The following is a 17629-nucleotide window of genomic DNA, read 5'->3' on the forward strand; positions in this document are numbered from 1 at the left end:
ACCATGAAGATCGGGATCGTCGGAGCCACCGGCCGCGCCGGGTCGGGCATCACCCGCGAGGCGCTGCGCCGCGGTCACGAGGTGGTGGCCCTGGTGCGGGACAGCGCGAAGGCCCGCGAGATGTTCGGGGAGTCGGTCTCCGTGCTGGAGCGCGACGCCCTGGCACTGACCGCGGCGGACCTCGACGCCCTGGATGCGGTGGTGGACGCGTTCGCCACCCCACCGCAGCACGTCTCCCAGCACCTGGTGCTCGCGGAGAACCTGCTGCGCTTCGCCGCCTCCGGCTCACCCCGCCTGCTGTTCATCCTGGGCGCCGGCTCCCTCACGGCCGGGGACGACCACCACCTCTACGTGGAGGACATCCGCGCCACCCCGGGGGCGGAGCACTGGATCGCGATCCCGGAGACGCAGCTGCGCCAGCTGGACCTCCTGCGGGCCTCCGAGGGACCCGACTGGGTGGGCGTCTCGCCGCAGGCGGTGTTCGAACCGGGACCGGCCACCACCCCGGTGCTGGGCGCGGACGAGATCATGCTCGGCGCGGACGGGGAGTCCCACACCACCACCGGCACCATGGCCGTGGCCGTCCTGGACGAGCTCGAGGACCCGCGCCACCACCGGACGCGCTTCACCGTCGGGGACGCCTGAGACTGGGCGTGCCCACCCCGAAAACGGTTCCGCTCGTGGCCGACACGCTCGTGCCCGTCGGGGATGATTCGTAGACTGACGACCACGACCGGGCGCCCACGGGGCGTGCAGCGGTCCTTCCGAGCAGCACGCTGAAAGGATGTGCCATGGCAGAGAACCACGACAGCATCGACAAGGTCCGGAGCATCATCAAGGGCACCCGCATCGCCATGCTCACGCACGTGGACGACGACGGCCACCTGGTGTCCAAGCCCATGGCCACTCAGGAGGTGGACTTCGACGGCACCGTGCGCTTCATCGCCGAGCGCTCGTCCGAGCAGGCCCTGAGCATCACCCAGCGCCCCGAGGTCAACGTGGCCTACTCCGGCAACGGCGCCTGGGTCTCCCTGCGCGGCAAGGCACGCATCGTCAACGACACCGACAAGCTGCGCGAGCTGTGGAGCTCCTTCTCCGGCTCCTGGATGGAGGGCGGGCCCGAGAACCCCAACAACATCCTCATCGAGGTGGACGGCGACACCGCCGAGTACTGGGACACCCCGGGCAGCAGCAAGGTCACCCAGGTGGCCAACCTCCTCAAGTCCAAGGTCACGGGCGAGTCCGTGGACGGCGAGAACGGGGTCGTGGAGCTCTGACTCCACCCCGAACCACCGCAACGGGCTCCCTGCACCAGCAGGGAGCCCGTTGTCCGTCCCGGGGTCCGGATCCCATGCCGGAAGCCCGGGAGCTGGGGCGGGAGGTCAGGGGCGCACGTCCGGGGCATCCATGGTCAGAGGCAGGCCCGCCGCGGACCACGCCTCGAAACCACCCACCACGTCCGTGGCCCGGGATAGGCCCATCTGCCGTAGGTTCCACGCCGCGAGCGAGGTGGCGAAGCCGTGGCGGCAGACCAGGATCCAGCGCTGGTCGGCAGTGACCGCCTCGGGGATGCTCCACTCGAAGTCCGGGTCCAGCCGCCAGGGCAGGACCGTGAGGTCGATGACCAGTGAGCCGGGGATGTGTGGGCCGTCCCGCCGGTGGATCTCGGTGCGCACGTCCACGATCCTGGCGCCGGCGAGCTGCTCGCGGTGCGCCTCCTGGGGCGTGAGGCGGTCGAGGTGCTCCCGCACCCGCCGAAGCAGGTTCAGGGAGCGGGGTTCGGGGACGTCCGGGGATGCGGTCATGTGCCGACGCTACGCTCCCACTGCCGTGCAACGCGCCACGTGGGCCTGGCATGGGGCGATACGATCCACAGGTGCCCCCCACGCAGATCCTCTCGGTCATCATCCCCACCCTTCAGCGCGCTCGTGAGCTGCCCGAGCTGGTGGAGCTGTGCGCCGAGCACCCCGCCGTCCGGGAGGTGATCGTGGTCAACAACCACCAGAGCCCCCTGGACTTCGGGCGGGAGAACGTGCGGGTGCTCCAGCAGGAGCAGAACATCTTCGTGAACCCCGCCTGGAACCTGGGTGTCCGGGAGGCCGTGGCGGACCACATCGCGCTCATCAACGATGACGTGCTGTTCGATCCCGTGGTCCTGGACATCGCCGCGGAGTTCGTGCTGAAACCTCGGCGCGGCATCCTGGGTCTGGAGGGGACGTTCATCAACAGGCAGCAGGCCACGCCGGCGAAGCTGCGGATTGCCGGCAGGGACCACATCAGCAGCAGTTTCGGCATGTTCATGTGCCTGCGCAAGGAGAACTACGTGCCCGTCCCTGAGGACCTGCTCGTGTGGTGCGGCGACGACTGGCTGTTCCTCCAGCAGCCGTGGCCCAACTGGGTGCTCATGGGGCCGCTGGTGCGCAGCGAGGTCAGTGTCACGAGCTCCGCCGGGGAGTTCCAGCGGATGGTGCGCCGTGAGACGGAGCTGGCTGACACGTATCTGCGTCAGGTGTACGGAACCCGGTGGTGGCACAGGCCCGTGGACGTGCTGGTGGCGGCCCGGCGTCAGCGGGCGAGACTCCGGAGCATTCTCGCGCGTCTCCTCTGAGGGCTTCTAAGGGGGGCGCCTCATGGAACCGCCCGTCATCGTGGGTGGGCAAGCCCAGGGAGGCAGATTGAGACGACGACGGGGATGCTGCGGCGGAAACTATCCGGTGTGGCTTCCTCGGTGGGCGGCCGTGGTGCGAGCGGAGGAAGTGTGAGGCGCGGTATCAAATAGCGGATTGTGGAGAGCTCAGATGCTCTCCTCGGGTGTCCAGGGCGGCCCTGGATAGGATCGGCCCATGACACGCCCCCCGATATTTTCTGTCATCATTCCCACGTTGCAGCGATCCCGCGAGCTCCACGACCTGGTGGCCCTGTGTGCCGCGCATCCGGCGGTTGGGGAAGTGCTCGTGATCAACAACGCCCCCGAGCCCCTGGAATTCGGGCGGGACAGTGTGAGGGTGCTACAGCAGGAGCGCAACATCTACGTCAACCCGGCGTGGAACCTGGGGGCCAGGGAAGCGCGGTACGAGTCCCTGGCCATCATCAACGACGACGTGCTGTTCGATCCCGTGGTCCTGGACATCGCCGCGGAGTTCGTGCTGAAACCGCGGCGCGGCATCCTGGGTCTGGAGGGGACGTTCATCAACAGGGAGCAGGCCACGCCGGCGAAGCTGCGGATTGCCGGCGACAACCTGATCGGCAACAGCTTCGGCATGTTCATGTGCCTGCGCAAGGAGAACTACGTGCCGATCCCCGACGACCTGCTGGTGTGGGGCGGGGACGACTGGCTGTTCTTCCACCAGAAGTGGCCCAACTGGGCGCTCCTGGGCCCCCTGGTGCGCAGCCCGGTGAGCGCCACCAGCTCGGAGGGGCAGTTCCAGCGGATGCTGCCCCCCGAGTACGCGCGCGCCAAGGAGTACGTCCGGCGGATCTACGGCACCCGCTGGTGGCACCGGCCCGTGGCCGCGCTGGTTCGGCTGCGGGTTGCGCGGGGCCGGATCCAGCGGGCTCTCGGTCGGTAGCTCTGCTCCGGCGCCGCCTCTGGTGCGGAGCGGAGGGCGACGCCGCAGGACCGTTTCCCCGCGGGCGTCACCTGATCGCGCCGTGCCCTGCCGTCAGCCGATGCCGGGAGGCCACTCGCCGGCGTGGTCGATCGATTCGGTGCTCTCGTTCCAGGTGTAGGTGGAGATCGCCCGGCCCTTGGCCTCCGCGTTGCTCTCGTCGCCTTCGACGTAGGTGTACGTGACCCGGATCGAGGAGTCGGACAGGCGGGTCGTGGCGGGGGTGAATCCGATGGCCTTCGACGTGGTGGTGCCCAGGTACTTCCCGTAGTGGAAGAGCATCTGAGTAGCGGGGCTGGATGCTGTGGCTCCCCGGATGTTGAGCGTCACCCAGGACAGCGCGGCGCACGGATCGTAGGTGCTCTTGTCACTCGCGAACCACGCCGTCGTCTCGTCCTGACGATCGGGGAAGGCCGCGGGAACCTTCGAGATGTTGTCATCCACCGCGCTCTGCGCGCTGTCCGTGCCGCACGAGTCCGAGGGCTCCGGCGATTCCGAGGCGTGCTGCTTGGCCACAGCCTCACCCGCGGGGGAAGCCATTTCGGTCTGCCGGTCTGTGACCTCCGGTTCGGGAGTGGAGTCGTCGGCGCTGCCCGTGCTGGTGCCCGCGGAGCTGCGGGGTGCGGCGGTGGCGGCTTGGGAGCGGATGCCGGAGGTGGGCCTGCCCTCCGCGGCGGAGGTCGCCGCGGGCCGCGAGTCCTGGGAGGAGTCGTTGCCGCACGCGGTCAGCGACCCCGCCGTGAGCAGCGTGAGCGCCAGTGCCGTGGCGAGTTTCCGGGAACGGTTCATGGGGGGGCCTCTCGCGCGGGTCTGCGCCCGCGTTCTCACGGGCGGTCCTCAGCGTGCCCGGTTTCATTCGCTAGTGCAACATTCGCATGCATGTGCATCGGCATGTGTCGCCGTCCCGCACGCGGCGGGACCCACGGACCGGAACGCGGGCGCGGAGACCCGGCGCTGCGGCGTCGTCGTCGGGGTGCCACACCGCACCCCGGCTACTGTGCGCACCGCGCCCTTCGTGGGTGGAGGCGTGAGGCGCACGCGCCGTAGTGTGGGCGTGCGCGTGACCGCGCGCCGGTCGAGAACCAGGCAAGGAGCACACCATGACGCAGCCCATCCCTGACCCCAACCCGCTCGACAACCCCGAGGCCGTGGAGGACACCTTCCGCGAGGACGAGCTCATCGAGACCACCGGGGACGAGGACTCGGCCTGGGAGGAGGACGCCGCCCAGTGGGGCGAGGACGCGGACCCGCTGCGCCGCCCGGAAGAGGCGGACGTGGAGCAGATCGCCGAGGAGGAGACCATCCCCGAGGTCGCCACCGTCCCCGAGACCCAGGACCCGGAGGTCGAGGCGCTCGTCACGGACCCCCAGGCGGACCGCGAGGTGAACCGGTCGCTGGAGGACGGCGCGGCGCAGGACACCGACCCCATGGAGTGAGCGTCCCCGCGGAGTGAGCGTGGGCCCGGTGCGCCCGGGCTTCGTGTGCACCGAACGGGCGGCCGGAACCACAGGATTCCGGTCGCCCGTTCCGTGTGTGGAGCCCGCAGCGGCCGTTGGCGCGGGGGCGCCGGGACATGCGTGTCGGGGGCTGGGGCTATTGTGTTGTGCATGCCTCGATTCAGCCCCCTGGAGTGGCCGGTCATCCGCCAGCTCCGCACCGGGGACCACACCGGCCGCAGCTCGGCCGTGCAGTCCCAGCACACGCGGGAGATCACCCCGCGCACCGCCACCGCGGACCGCGTGGTGCAGAGCGTCTGCCCGTACTGCGCCGTGGGGTGCGGCCAGAAGGTGTTCGTCAAGGACGAGAAGGTCATCCAGATCGAGGGTGATCCGGACTCCCCGATCTCGCGCGGTCGGCTGTGCCCCAAGGGCTCCGCGAGCGAGCAGCTCGTGAACTCCCCGGGCCGACAGACCCAGGTGCTCTACCGCGCCCCGGGGGCTGCCGAGTGGCAGCCGCTGGAGCGCGAGACGGCCATCGACATGATCGCGGACCGCTTCCTGGAGGCGCGACGCCGCGGCTGGCAGGACACGGACGACCAGGGCCGTCCCCTGCGCCGCACCATGGGAGTCGCCTCCCTGGGCGGGGCCACCCTGGACAACGAGGAGAACTACCTCATCAAGAAGCTGTTCACCGCAGCCGGCGCGGTGCAGATCGAGAACCAGGCCCGGATTTGACACTCCGCCACGGTTCCCAGTCTGGGAACCTCCTTCGGCCGCGGTGGCGCCACGCAGTCACTGCAGGACATGGCCAACGCGGACTGCATCGTCATCCAGGGATCCAACATGGCCGAGTGTCACCCGGTGGGATTCCAGTGGGTCTCGGAGGCAAAGGCACGCGGTGCCCGGATCATCCACGTGGACCCGCGCTTCACGCGTACCTCGGCGGTCGCTGACCGGCACCTGCCCATCCGGGCCGGCTCCGACATCGTCCTGCTCGGTGCGCTCATCAACTACGTGCTGAGCAACGACCTCTGGTTCCACGACTACGTGGTCTCCTATACGAACGCCGCGACCCTCATCAGCGAGGACTTCGAGGACGCGGAGGACCTGGACGGGCTGTTCTCCGGCTACGACTCCGCGACCGGCTCCTACCACCTGAAGTCCTGGGGATACCAGACCGAGGACGAGGGCGAGGGCCACACGGCGGACGCCAAGCACAACCAGGGCGAGGAGGAGCGCGCCAGGGCCGGCGGGCAGCAGTTTGGCAGCGGTGGTGCCCCCGTGGGCGCCGGGAAGCCGCTGCAGGACAAGACCCTGCAGAACCCCCGCACGGTGTTCCAGATCCTCAAGCGCCACTTCTCCCGGTACACCCCGGAGATGGTGCAGGAGACCTGTGGCATCTCCACGGCGGACTTCGACTACCTGGCGCGCTCCGTCACGGAGAACTCCGGGCGGGACCGCACCACGTGCTTCGCGTACGCGGTGGGGTGGACCCAGCACACCCTGGGCGCCCAGTTCATCCGCACCGCTTCCATCCTCCAGCTGCTGCTGGGCAACATGGGGCGTCCGGGCGGCGGGATCATGGCGCTGCGCGGTCACGCCACCATCCAGGGCTCCACGGACATCCCCACGCTGTTCAACCTCCTGCCCGGCTACCTGCCCATGCCCTCGGTCACGGCGCAGACGTTCCAGGAGTACGTGGACGGCATCCGCACCACCACGCAGAAGGGCTACTGGGCGGAGGCCGAGGCTTACACGGTCAACCTGCTCAAGTCCTGGTGGGGGGAGGCCGCCACCGCCGAAAACGATTGGGCGTACGACTACCTCCCCCGGATCAACGGGGCGCACGGCACCTACCAGACACTGATGTCCATGCTCAAGGACCAGGTGGACGGCTACTTCCTGCTGGGCCAGAACCCCGCCGTGGGCTCCGCGAACGGACGTCTGCAGCGCCTGGGCATGTCCCACCTGAAGTGGCTCGTGGTGCGGGACCTCAACATGATCGAGTCCGCCACGTGGTGGAAGGACGGCCCGGAGATCGCCTCCGGCGAGCTGCGCACCGAGGACATCGACACCGAGGTCTTCTTCATGCCCGCCGCCACGCACGTGGAGAAGTCTGGGTCCTTCACCCAGACGCAGCGCCTCGTGCAGTGGCGCCACCAGGCGGTCGCACCGCCGGGGGACGCCCAGAGCGAGCTGGAGTTCTTCTACGAGCTCGGCAGGCGCATCCGCGACCGCGTGGCGGACTCGGACGATCCCAGGGACCGCCCGCTGCAGGACCTCACGTGGGACTACCCCCTCAACGAGGCGGGTGAGCCGGAGCCCGAGGCCGTGCTCGCGGAGATCAACGGGAAGTTCCTCACGGGCCCGGACGCCGGCACGCCCCTGACCTCCTACACCCAGATGAAGGCGGACGGCAGCACCGCCGGCGGCTGCTGGATCTACACGGGCATCTACGCGGACGGTGTGAACCGCGCCGCCATGCGCGTGCCCGGGCAGGAGCAGGACGAGATCGCCTCGCAGTGGGCGTGGGCCTGGCCCGCGAACCGCCGCATCCTCTACAACCGGGCGTCCGCGGACCCCCAGGGCAGGCCCTGGAGCGAGCGGAAGAAGCTCGTGTGGTGGGACGAGGAGAAGAAGACCTGGACCGGCAGGGACAACCCGGACTTCCCCCTGGACCGCGAGCCCGGCAGCACGCCGGACCCGCAGCAGGGCGGTCCGGCCGCGCTCGCCGGGGACGACCCCTTCATCATGCAGGCGGACGGCAAGGGCTGGCTCTTCGCCCCCAAGGGCATGCTGGACGGGCCGCTGCCCACGCACTACGAGCCGCAGGAGTCCCCGGTGGACAACCCGGTGTACACCCAGCAGCAGAACCCCGCGCGCATCATGTTCCCCCGGGAGGACAACCTGTCCGCCCCGAGCGGTGCGGCGCCGGGAACCGAGGTGTACCCGTTCATGTTCACCACCTACCGGCTCACGGAGCACCACACGGCCGGCGGCATGAGCCGGTGGCTGCCGTACCTGTCCGAGCTGCAGCCCGAGATGTTCTGCGAGATCTCCCCGGAGCTCGCTCAGCTGAAGGGTCTGGAGCCGTACGGGTGGGCCACGATCGTCTCGCCGCGGGCGGCCATCGAGGTCAAGGTGCTCGTCACGGACCGCATGAAGCCGCTCACGGTGGGTGGCAAGACCATCCACCAGATCGGCCTGCCGTACCACTGGGGTGCGGGCACGGACGCGGTGGTCACGGGCGACGGCGCGAACGACCTGCTGGGCATCACGCTGGACCCCAACGTGCAGATCCAGAACTTCAAGACGGGATCGTGCGACATCCGCCCCGGCCGACGGCCTCGCGGTGCGCAGCGCGAGGAGCTGGTGCGCGAGTACCAGCGGCGCGCGCAGCTCACCGTCATGACCGGCATGGAGCGCATCACGGACCCCGAGCACGAACTGAACGAGGACCCCCTGCGGGCACGCGACAGCGGGGACGTCGCCGGGCAGTCCACGGCCTACCGGCCGGGTGCCACGGCCACGGACCAGGAAGTAGAGAAGTGAGCATCCACAGCATGACGCCCACCCCGGCGTTCGCGGACGACACCCACTGGGAGCATCCTCACCCCCGGCGCGGGTTCTTCACGGACACCTCCATCTGCATCGGCTGCAAGGCCTGCGAGGTGGCCTGCAAGGAGTGGAACCGCAATCCCGTGGACTCGGACTACGAGATCCTGGGCTCCTCCTACGACAACACGGGCGGTCTCGGCGCGGACACGTGGCGCCACGTGGCGTTCATCGAGCAGCCCAAGGAGCGCATCGAGGAGGCCCGGGAGTCCGGGCGTGCCCTGGTGAGCCTGGGCATGCCGCGCGTGGGTCCGCCCGCGGCGTCGCCGGCCCCGGCTGCCGGTGGATGCGCGTGTGGTTCTGCGGCACCGGCCTCGGGGGACGCCGCCGGGTGCGGCTGCGCGGCACCCTCCGCAACCGCTGCGCCGGCCACCGGTGGCTGCGGCTCCGCGGGCGGCTGCGGCTGCTCCTCCGGGGGTGGCTCGGGGTCGGGCGTCGGCGCGGACGGCTCGCCCGTGCTGGACACCCCCGACTTCCGCTGGCTCATGTCCTCGGACGTGTGTAAGCACTGCACCCACGCCGGGTGCCTGGACGTGTGCCCCACGGGCGCGCTGTTCCGCACCGAGTTCGGCACCGTGGTGGTCCAGGAGGACATCTGCAACGGCTGCGGCACGTGCGTGGCCGGGTGCCCGTTCGGGGTGATCGAGCGCCGCAACGACGGCCTGGTGGAGCCCAAGACCCAGCGCGGCGCGCCCCCCATGCCGGACACCGTGAAGGTCCCGCAGGACGGCATCGCCCAGAAGTGCACCCTGTGCTACGACCGGATGAAGGAGGACCAGACCCCGGCGTGCGCCCAGGCGTGTCCCACCACCTCCATCAAGTACGGGGAGCGTGAGGCCATGCTGGAGTCCGCGCACCAGCGGGTGGCCCAGCTGCACGAGCAGGGCAGGACCGAGGCACGGCTCTACGGCGCCAACCCCAAGGACGGGGTGGGCGGCACGGGCTCCGTGTTCCTGCTGCTGGACGAGCCCGAGGTGTACGGACTGCCGCCGGACCCCCGGGTTCCCACCGCAGACCTGCCGCGCATGTTCAAGCGCGCCGGCATGGCGGTCGCGGGCATGCTGGCCCTCGGGGCCGTGGCGTTCACGGCGGGTGATCGCGCGTGAGCCTCTCTCCCTACGACAGCTACCGCCCGCCGGAGGAGCCGCGCCGCAGGCGCCGCCGTCGCAACCGCCCGCCCGGAGGGGGCGCGTTCCGCCGCGGGGGAGGGGACGGCTCCCGCGAGGTTGCCATGGTGCCGGAGCCGGAGTTCACCTCCTACTACGGCCGCCCCATCGTGAAGGCCCCGCCGTGGGACTCCAAGATCGCCGCGTACCTGTTCCTGGGCGGGCTGGCCGGAGGGTCCTCGATCCTCGCGCTGGGTGCCCACCTCACCGGGCGCGAGGCCCTGCGCCGCAACAGCCGCCTGGGTGCGCTGGGCGCGGCGGGGCTCGGGACCGTGGCCCTCGTGCTGGACCTGGGCCGCCCGGAGCGCTTCCTCCACATGATGCGCACCTTCAAGCCCACCTCTCCCATGAGCCTGGGATCCTGGCTGCTCGCGGTGTTCGCCACGAACGCTGGCGTGGCCGCCGCCATCGAGGTGGACCGCATGACGGGTGAGCGCCTGCCACTGGGCCCGCTGCGTCCCGCGGTGCACCTCCTGGAGCTGCCCACGAGCATCGGCGCCGGCGTGCTGGGCGCTCCGCTGGCCGCGTACACCGCCGTGCTGCTCGGGGACACCTCCGTGCCCACGTGGCACGAGATGCACGGGCACCTGCCGTTCGTCTTCGTCAGCTCGGCGTCCCTGGCCTCCGGGGGCATGGCGCTCGTCACCACGCCGGTGGCGCAGACGGGACCTGCCCGCCTGTTCGCCGTGGCCGGTGTGGCCGGGGAGCTCGTGGCCATGCGGGTCATGAAGAGGCACATGGACCCGGTGGCCGTGGAACCGCTCGAACAGGGCAAGCCCGGCACGTGGCTGGAGTGGAGCGAGCGGCTCTCCATCGCCGGCGGTCTCGGCGTGCTCCTGGGCGGACGACGCCGCTGGGTCGCCGCCGCCTCCGGGGCCGCCCTCATGGCGTCCTCCGCCCTCACCCGCTTCGGCGTGTTCTGGGCCGGGAAGGAGTCCGTGAAGGACCCCAAGTACACCGTGGTCCCGCAGCGCAACCGCCTCAACAGGCGCCGCGCCGCGGGCATCACGGACGACTCCATCACCACCGGCGTGTGACGAAGGCGGGTGCGGTGCCACCATGACGACCGCGCCGCACCCGCCCGGCCCGCCGCTCTCAGCGCACCGTCACGAAGATGTCCGCGCCCTCGGGGAGTACCGTGGTCTCGCCGATCACGGGGTAGCCGGGAACCTCGCCCACCACCAGCAGGCCGCCCGAGGTCTGGGCGTCCGCGAGCAGCAGCAGCTGCTCCTCGGTGATGCCGTCCCCGGCGCCCAGGTGCGGTCGCACCCAGTCCAGGTTGCGCCGGGTGCCGCCGGAGACGAACCCGTCCCGCAGGGCCTCGGCCGCGCCGTCTACCAGAGGCACGGCGGAGGCGTCCAGGGTGGCGGCCACACCGGAGGCGCGACACATCTTGTAGAGGTGGCCCAGCAGCCCGAAGCCGGTCACGTCCGTGGCGGCCTCGACACCCGCGGCCAGTGCGGCCCGAGAGGCGTCCCTGTTCAGGGACGTCATGGTCTCGATGGCCGCGGGGAACACCTCACCCGTGGCCTTGTGGCGGTTGTTGAGCAGCCCCACGCCGATCGGCTTGGTGAGGGTGATGGGCAGACCCGCCCGGGCGGCGTCGTTGCGCATGAGCCGCTGGGGGTCCGCCGTGCCGGTGACCGCCATGCCGTAGGTGGGCTCCGGGGCGTCGATGGAGTGCCCGCCGATCACCGGGCACCCCGCCTGCGAGGCGACGTCCAGCCCGCCCTGCAGCACCTCGGACATCAGCTCCATGGGCAGAAGCTCGCGCGGCCACCCCACCAGGTTGATGGCCACCACGGGCGTGCCACCCATGGCGTAGACGTCCGAGAGCGCGTTCGCGGCGGCGATCCGCCCCCAGTCGTGGGCGCTGTCCACCACGGGGGTGAAGAAGTCCGCGGTGGAGAGCACGGCGAGGTCGGGGCGCACCAGGACGGCCGCGGCGTCGTCGCCGTCGTCCAGGCCCACCAGGACGTCCGGAGCGTTCTGGCCGGTGAGCCCGCGCACGGCCTCCTCCAGCTCGCCCGGCGGGATCTTGCACGCGCACCCGCCCCCGTGGGCGTAGCTCGTGAGGCGGCCGGTGCCCCCGGGGGAGCCCTCCGGGTGGGTCGTGGTGTTCGCGGGGGTGGGGTGTGGGCCAGTCATGGCTCCAGCATAGGAACCGGGTCGGACAGCCTGCTGAGCGTCCGTCCGGGGGCGGTGATACATTCGCTGGCGGAGGCGTCCGTGTCCTGGTGGGCGCCCCGGTCTTCAAAACCGGTGAGACCGAGCAGCTCGGTCTGGCGGGTTCGATTCCCGTCCGCCTCCGCCAACCATCCGGCCCCGGGCCACCTCCGCCCGGGTTCACCGTGCCGGTCACCACCCCCAGGCCCGCAAGGAGCTCCCGTGAGCGATGAGGACCCCCGCCGCCGCGTTCCCCGCACCGACCGCGTTCTCGCGGACGAGCGCGTGGTGCGTGCGGGCGCCTCGCTCGCCCCCGCCGCCGTGCGGGCCGCGGTCACGGCGGCCCAGGCCCGGGTGCGCGCCGGGGAGATCGCGCCCGACGACGTCGTCCCAGCCGTGGTCGCCGAGCTCACCTCTCGGGGCGCCTGCTCCCTGACGCCCGTGCTCAACGCCACGGGCGTGGTGGTGCACACCAACCTGGGACGGGCGCCGCTGTCCGAGGCCGCGCGCCAGGCCCTGCTGGACGCCTCCGGGTACGTGGACGTGGAGCTGGACCTCGCCACGGGCCAGCGCTCCCGGCGGGGAGTGGCCGCCCGCGAGGCCCTGCTGGAGGCCTGCCCCGCCGCGGAGGACGCCCTGGTCGTTACCAACGGCGCGGCCGCCCTGGTGCTCGCGACCACCGCCCTGGCCGGGAACGGGGAGGTGGTGATCAGCCGCGGGGAGTTCGTGGAGATCGGTGCCGGGTTCCGGCTCTCGGACCTCATGGAGTCCACGGGCGCGCGGCTGCGCGAGGTGGGCACCACCAACCGCACCCACCCGGAGGACTACCGCGCCGCGCTGGGCCCGGAGACCGGCTGCCTCCTGAAGGTCCACCCCAGCAACTTCCGGGTGGAGGGCTTCACGTCCTCCGTGCCGCTGGCCGAGCTGCGCGCGCTCGCCGACGAGTTCCACGTGCCGCTGGTGGTGGACGTGGGCAGCGGGCTCCTCACCCCGGATCCGTCCCTCCCGGACGAGCCGAGCCTGTCCGAGGCCCTGGAGGCGGGTGCGGACGCGGTGATCGCCAGCGGCGACAAGCTCTTCGGCGGGCCCCAGGCCGGTCTGCTGCTGGGGCGTTCGGAGACCATCCAGCGCCTGGCGCGCTTCCCCCTGGCCCGCGCCGTGCGGGCGGACAAGCTCACGCTCGCGGCGCTGGAGGCCACGCTGCGCGGCGGCCCCGCACCCGTGGCCCGTGCGCTGCACGCGGACCCGCGGACTCTCCACGCCCGGGCGCAGCGGCTCGCGGATGCGGTGGGCGCGGAGGTGGTTCCGCACGACGGCCGCGTGGGCGGCGGCGGGGCCCCGGGCGTGCCCCTGCCGGGCTGGGCCGTGCGGCTGCCCGAGGCCGCCGCCCGCGCCCTGCGCCTGGGCACCCCCGCCGTGCTGCCCCGCGTGCACGACGGCGCGTGCCTCGTGGATCCGCGCTGCGTCCCGGAGGCGGAGGACCCGGTCCTGGAACGGGCCGTCTCCGCCGCCCTGGACGGGGTGCGCTGATGCACGTGGTGGCCACCGCCGGGCACGTGGACCACGGCAAGTCCACCCTGGTGCGGGCGCTCACGGGCATCGAGCCGGACCGCTGGGACGAGGAGAAGCAGCGCGGACTCACCATCGACCTGGGCTTCGCGTGGACGGAGCTCCCCTCGGGGAAGCACGTGGCGTTCGTGGACGTCCCCGGCCACGAGCGGTTCCTGGGCAACATGCTGGCCGGTGTGGGGCCCGCTCCGGTGGTGGTGTTCGTGGTGGCCGCGGACGAGGGCTGGCAGGCCCAGTCCTCCGACCACCGGGACGCCGTGGCCGCCCTCGGCATCCGGCACGGGCTCATCGTGGTCACCAAGGCCGACCGTGCGCCGGAGCGGGTGGACGCCGTCGTCGCCCAGGCCCGTGCCCAGCTCGCGGCCACCGGGCTCGGAGAGGCGCCCGCCGTGGCCGTCTCCGCGCAGCACGGAACCGGCCTCGACGACTTCCGCGCGGCGCTCGACGCCGTCCTCACCCGCGTTCCCGTGCCCTCGCCCGACGCCCGGATCCGGTTGTGGATCGACCGTGCCTTCACGATCTCCGGCGCCGGCACCGTGGTCACCGGAACCCTCACCGCGGGGACCCTGCGGGTGGGGGAGCGCATGACGCTGCGCGGACCGGAGGGGGAGCGGAGCGTCACCGTGCGCTCCCTGCAGAGCCAGAACACGGCGGTGCAGCACATCGGGCCCACCAACCGGGTGGCGGTGAACCTGCGGGGGGTGGACAAGCAGCGCATCCACCGCGGGGACGTTCTGCTGACCCCGGACTCCTGGCCCGCCACGGACCTGCTGGAGGTCCGCCGCGACCGCGGAGCGCCGTTCACGGAGGTTCCCGAGGAGCTCGTGGTGCACGCCGGGACCGCCGGCGTGGGCGCGCGCCTCCGCCCCCTGGACGGCGACCACGCCCGCCTGCGGCTGGACCACGCCCTCACGCTCGTGCCCGGGGACCGGCTCGTGCTGCGCTACCCCGGGGCGCGCGTCGTCGTGGGCGGTGCCCGCGTCCTGGACGTGGACCCGCCCGCGCTGGACCGCCGCGGTGCGGCCGCGCGCGAGGCAGCCCGGCTCGCGGCCATCCCGGCCACCGGTGATCCCGTGGCCGAGACCGTCAAGCACGGCGCGGTGCCGGTGTCCCGGCTGCAGCTGCTGGGGTTTTCCGTGACGGGAGCGCCGCCGGCCGACGTGCTCGCCGCCCAGGGCTGGTGGATCCACGCCCCACACCTGCGGGAGTGGGCGCAGTCGCTGACGCGGGCCGTGAGAGCCGAGCACGAGCGCGACGCGCTGTCCCGAGGGCTGTCCCGCGGTGCCGCTGCCGCGGTGCTCGGGGCCCCCGCCGCCGAGGTCCTGGACACCGTGGTCGCCGCCGCGGGTCTCGAGGAACGGGACGGCCACCTCACCGTCCCCGGCCGCACCGCGGGTCTCGGCGCCGCGGAGCGCGGGGTCGCGGAGGTCGAGCACCGGCTGCGGGCCCGCCCGTTCGCCGCACCCGAGGCATACGAGCTCGACGCCCTGCGCCTGGGCCCGCGCGAGCTCGCCGCGGCGCAGCGGACGGGCAGGCTGCTGCGGCTGCCGGGCGACGTCGTGCTGCTGCCCACCGCGCCCGCGCTCGCCATGCGCGAGCTGGCCCGGCTGCCGCAGCCCTTCACCACAAGCCAGGCGCGCCAGGCGTGGCAGACCACGCGCCGCGTGGCGATCCCCCTCCTGGAGCACCTGGACGCCAAGGGCTGGACGCGGCGCGAGGACGGGAGCAGGCGCAGCATCGTCCGGTGACGGAATCTCCCACCGCACGCGGCGGAGAACGCGCCGTGAGCGAAATCCTCTCCCCGGAGAAGCCGCGTCCGGTTAGCGTCGTGGTTACGACACGGCGCACCGCTGCCGCCGGCCCCTCCAGGGCCGCGGGCGGATGCCCACTCCACGACCGCACGAACCGGACCCCCGGTCCGGACACACCCAAGGAGCAGTCATGACCGAGACCCCCGCACAGAACCCGCAGGACCAGAACGCGCAGCCGCCGCTGGAGAACGGCACCCCGGACGGCTCCGTGCCGCAGGCGGCCGCCCAGACCGGTGCGCCCCAGAACGCGGGCGCCCGGAACGGTGCCGCCCAGGGTGGCGCTGCGCAGAACGGTGCGCCCCAGGGCGAGACCATCGGCGCCACCGGGGACGCCCAGGACTCCACCCTGGAGAAGGACCCCTCGGAGTGGGTCAGCGGGGACGAGCCCATGACCGCGGCGCAGAAGTCCTACCTGGACACCCTCGCCAAGCAGGCCGGGGAGGAGCTGCCCGCGGACCTCACCAAGGCGCAGGCTTCCGAGCACATCGAGCGGCTCAAGGGCTCCTCGAACTGAGCTCCTCCGCCCGCAGCGCCCCGCTGTGCCCGCCCAGGGCGCCGCGGGGCGCTGCCGTCTGCACCGGACGCGGCGGCGTCGTCGGCTTGGGCGTGGTCCGGGCGGGGCAGTAGATTGACCCGCGTGCCACAGGATGCGAAGCCCACGTTGCAGACCACGCTGATCGGATCGGGGGAGCGCCGTCTGGTGTTCCTGCACGGGCTGTTCGGGCGCGGCAAGAACTTCACGAACATCGCCAAGGGGCTGCAGCCGCAGTTCCAGTGCCTGCTCGTGGACCTGCCCAACCACGGGGGCTCGGCGTGGACGGAGACCTTCGGCTACGCCGCCATGGCGGACACCGTGGCCGAGGAGCTGCGCGGCGGGTTCGCGGCGGAGGGCCCCGTGGACGTGCTCGGGCACTCCATGGGCGGGAAGGTCGCCATGGTCCTGGCCCTGCGCCACCCGGAGCTGGTGCGTCGGCTCGTGGTGGAGGACATCGCCCCCGTGGACTCCCTGGAGGCGGACGCGGCGTCCTCGCGGGGGAACTTCGAGCACCTGCTCGGCTCGCTCAAGCGCCTGGACCTCACCGGCCTGACCCACCGCTCCCAGGCCGACGCCGCTCTGCGCGCCGACGTCCCCAGCGACATGGTCCGCGGCTTCCTCCTGCAGAACCTGCGCCACCGCGAGGGCGGCTTCGCCTGGCAGCCCAACCTGGACCTGCTCCACGCGCAGCTGGGCGCCGTGGGCGGCTGGCCCGCCCAGGACGTGGCGGGCCGGACCTTCACCGGACCCGTGTTGTGGATGGCCGGGGAGAACTCCCCCTACATCCAGGAGGCGGACGTGCCCGTGATGCGGGCGCTGTTCCCGAGGACCGTGCGGATCACCGTGCGCGGCGCGAGCCACTGGGTGCACGCGGACCGTCCGGACGAGGTCATCATGGCCCTGCGCTCCTTCCTTCTCGCCGAGCGCTGACGGCGGCGGGACCTCCGGCCCGAACCGGGGACGGCGGCTGGAGCGGGCACCGCCCCTGCCGTTGGTGCTCCACGGGCCGCCCGCACGCTCCCACCCGCGAGGGCGTCGGCGGCGCCGCCTACCATGGCGACCCATGGGATTCTCACGCGCCGAACTCGACTCCTACCGGGACCGCACCGTCCCGGACCTGCTGCCGGACCCGCTGCGGCTGCTGTTCGTGGGCATCAACCCCGGGCTGTGGACCGCCGCCACCGGGGCGCACTTCGCCCGGCCGGGCAACCGCTTCTACCCCGCGCTGCACCGGGCGGGTGTCACGGACACCCTGATCGACGCCGCGGATGGCTACCGTCCCGAGGACCTGGTGCAGCTCACCGGGCGGGGCATCGGGATCAGCAACGTGTGCCCCCGCGCCAGCGCCCGGGCCGACGAGCTCACGCGGGAGGAGCTGCACGAAGGGGGCCGACGGCTGGACCGGCTGGTCGGCGAGAGGAAGCCCGCGGTGGTCGCGGTGCTCGGCATCACCGCCTACCGGGCCGCCTTCGACCGGCCCAAGGCCCGCACGGGGCGGCAGGACTCGCCCTGGCCGGGCACGGAACTGTACGTGGCACCGAACCCCAGCGGTCTGAACGCACACTCGTCCCTGGATGACCTCGCCGGGGCGTACGGGGAGATCGCCCGGGCCGCGGGCATCGCCACGTCCTGACATTTCCGCCCCGGTCCGCCAGCGGTGGTTTGCGGCGGCGCCCGGGGGGGGGCGGGACGGACCTCGCACCGACACCTCGCACCGGCA

At 72.2% G+C, this 17629-nt stretch carries 16 protein-coding genes and 1 tRNA gene; 14 read left to right on the top strand and 3 right to left on the bottom strand.

Features of this window, described 5'->3' with window-relative positions; translation table 11 throughout:
• Window positions 1-3 precede the first annotated feature (3 nt).
• Both Q4A22_RS04655 and Q4A22_RS04660 read left to right on the top strand, forming a co-directional pair.
• The gene (locus tag Q4A22_RS04655; RefSeq protein WP_303177564.1) at window positions 4-645 is read left to right on the top strand and encodes an NAD(P)-dependent oxidoreductase; all 642 of its coding nucleotides are present in this window, start codon (window positions 4-6) and stop codon (window positions 643-645) included.
• Window positions 646-791: 146 nt separating this feature from the next.
• The gene (locus Q4A22_RS04660) at window positions 792-1277 is read left to right on the top strand and encodes a pyridoxamine 5'-phosphate oxidase family protein (protein ID WP_303177565.1); all 486 of its coding nucleotides are present in this window, start codon (window positions 792-794) and stop codon (window positions 1275-1277) included.
• Window positions 1278-1382: 105 nt separating this feature from the next.
• Here the strand turns inward: Q4A22_RS04660 and Q4A22_RS04665 are convergent, their stop codons facing one another.
• Window positions 1383-1805 carry a rhodanese-like domain-containing protein gene (locus tag Q4A22_RS04665; RefSeq protein WP_303177566.1) on the bottom strand — a complete coding sequence of 141 codons (423 nt, stop codon included), beginning with the start codon at window positions 1803-1805 and terminating at the stop codon, window positions 1383-1385.
• A 71-nt stretch (window positions 1806-1876) separates the two neighbouring features.
• On the opposite strand from Q4A22_RS04665, the gene Q4A22_RS04670 reads away from it, so the two are divergent.
• A complete protein-coding gene (locus Q4A22_RS04670) occupies window positions 1877-2608 on the top strand; it encodes a glycosyltransferase family 2 protein (protein WP_303177567.1) in 732 nt (243 codons plus the stop codon).
• Between the two features lie 235 nt (window positions 2609-2843).
• The gene (locus Q4A22_RS04675; protein WP_303177568.1) at window positions 2844-3569 is read left to right on the top strand and encodes a glycosyltransferase family 2 protein; all 726 of its coding nucleotides are present in this window, start codon (window positions 2844-2846) and stop codon (window positions 3567-3569) included.
• Between the two features lie 93 nt (window positions 3570-3662).
• Here Q4A22_RS04675 and Q4A22_RS04680 read toward each other — a convergent pair whose 3' ends face one another.
• Entirely contained in the window at window positions 3663-4397 is a 735-nt protein-coding gene (locus Q4A22_RS04680; protein WP_303177569.1) for an LppP/LprE family lipoprotein, read from the bottom strand.
• 311 nt (window positions 4398-4708) lie between these two features.
• On the opposite strand from Q4A22_RS04680, the gene Q4A22_RS04685 reads away from it, so the two are divergent.
• From Q4A22_RS04685 to nrfD, 4 genes are all read left to right on the top strand, one after another.
• Window positions 4709-5044, top strand: coding sequence for a hypothetical protein (locus Q4A22_RS04685; protein WP_303177570.1), 336 nt, complete (start codon window positions 4709-4711; stop codon window positions 5042-5044).
• 171 nt (window positions 5045-5215) lie between these two features.
• Entirely contained in the window at window positions 5216-8599 is a 3384-nt protein-coding gene (fdh, locus tag Q4A22_RS04690; protein WP_303177571.1) for a formate dehydrogenase, read from the top strand.
• 11 nt (window positions 8600-8610) lie between these two features.
• Window positions 8611-9768, top strand: a complete 1158-nt coding sequence (locus Q4A22_RS04695; RefSeq protein ID WP_303177660.1) for a 4Fe-4S dicluster domain-containing protein — start codon at window positions 8611-8613, stop codon at window positions 9766-9768.
• Window positions 9765-10865 carry an NrfD/PsrC family molybdoenzyme membrane anchor subunit gene (nrfD, locus tag Q4A22_RS04700; RefSeq protein ID WP_303177572.1) on the top strand — a complete coding sequence of 367 codons (1101 nt, stop codon included), beginning with the start codon at window positions 9765-9767 and terminating at the stop codon, window positions 10863-10865. Before Q4A22_RS04695 ends, nrfD begins: the two co-directional genes overlap by 4 nt.
• Window positions 10866-10923: 58 nt before the next feature.
• Here nrfD and selD read toward each other — a convergent pair whose 3' ends face one another.
• Window positions 10924-11976 carry a selenide, water dikinase SelD gene (selD, locus tag Q4A22_RS04705; protein ID WP_303177573.1) on the bottom strand — a complete coding sequence of 351 codons (1053 nt, stop codon included), beginning with the start codon at window positions 11974-11976 and terminating at the stop codon, window positions 10924-10926.
• A gap of 71 nt (window positions 11977-12047) precedes the next feature.
• Here selD and Q4A22_RS04710 point away from each other — a divergent pair.
• The 6 genes from Q4A22_RS04710 to Q4A22_RS04735 all read left to right on the top strand — a co-directional run bounded on the left by Q4A22_RS04710 (window position 12048) and on the right by Q4A22_RS04735 (window position 17542).
• Window positions 12048-12142, top strand: a tRNA-Sec gene (locus tag Q4A22_RS04710).
• A gap of 74 nt (window positions 12143-12216) precedes the next feature.
• Window positions 12217-13524, top strand: a complete 1308-nt coding sequence (selA, locus tag Q4A22_RS04715; protein WP_303177574.1) for an L-seryl-tRNA(Sec) selenium transferase — start codon at window positions 12217-12219, stop codon at window positions 13522-13524.
• Window positions 13524-15311: a selenocysteine-specific translation elongation factor gene (gene selB, locus Q4A22_RS04720; RefSeq protein WP_303177575.1), complete on the top strand. Its 1788-nt coding sequence runs from the start codon at window positions 13524-13526 to the stop codon at window positions 15309-15311. The genes selA and selB overlap by 1 nt, the downstream gene beginning before the upstream one ends.
• A 376-nt stretch (window positions 15312-15687) precedes the next feature.
• Window positions 15688-15888 (top strand): DUF3072 domain-containing protein, encoded by a 201-nt coding sequence (locus tag Q4A22_RS04725; RefSeq protein ID WP_303177661.1) that lies wholly within the window; start codon window positions 15688-15690, stop codon window positions 15886-15888.
• 123 nt (window positions 15889-16011) lie between these two features.
• The gene (locus Q4A22_RS04730) at window positions 16012-16839 is read left to right on the top strand and encodes an alpha/beta fold hydrolase (RefSeq protein WP_303177576.1); all 828 of its coding nucleotides are present in this window, start codon (window positions 16012-16014) and stop codon (window positions 16837-16839) included.
• Window positions 16840-16972: 133 nt separating this feature from the next.
• Window positions 16973-17542 carry a mismatch-specific DNA-glycosylase gene (locus Q4A22_RS04735; protein ID WP_303177577.1) on the top strand — a complete coding sequence of 190 codons (570 nt, stop codon included), beginning with the start codon at window positions 16973-16975 and terminating at the stop codon, window positions 17540-17542.
• Window positions 17543-17629 lie beyond the last annotated feature (87 nt).

Source organism: Kocuria sp., from assembly GCF_030530945.1.
Taxonomy (GTDB): domain Bacteria; phylum Actinomycetota; class Actinomycetes; order Actinomycetales; family Micrococcaceae; genus Kocuria.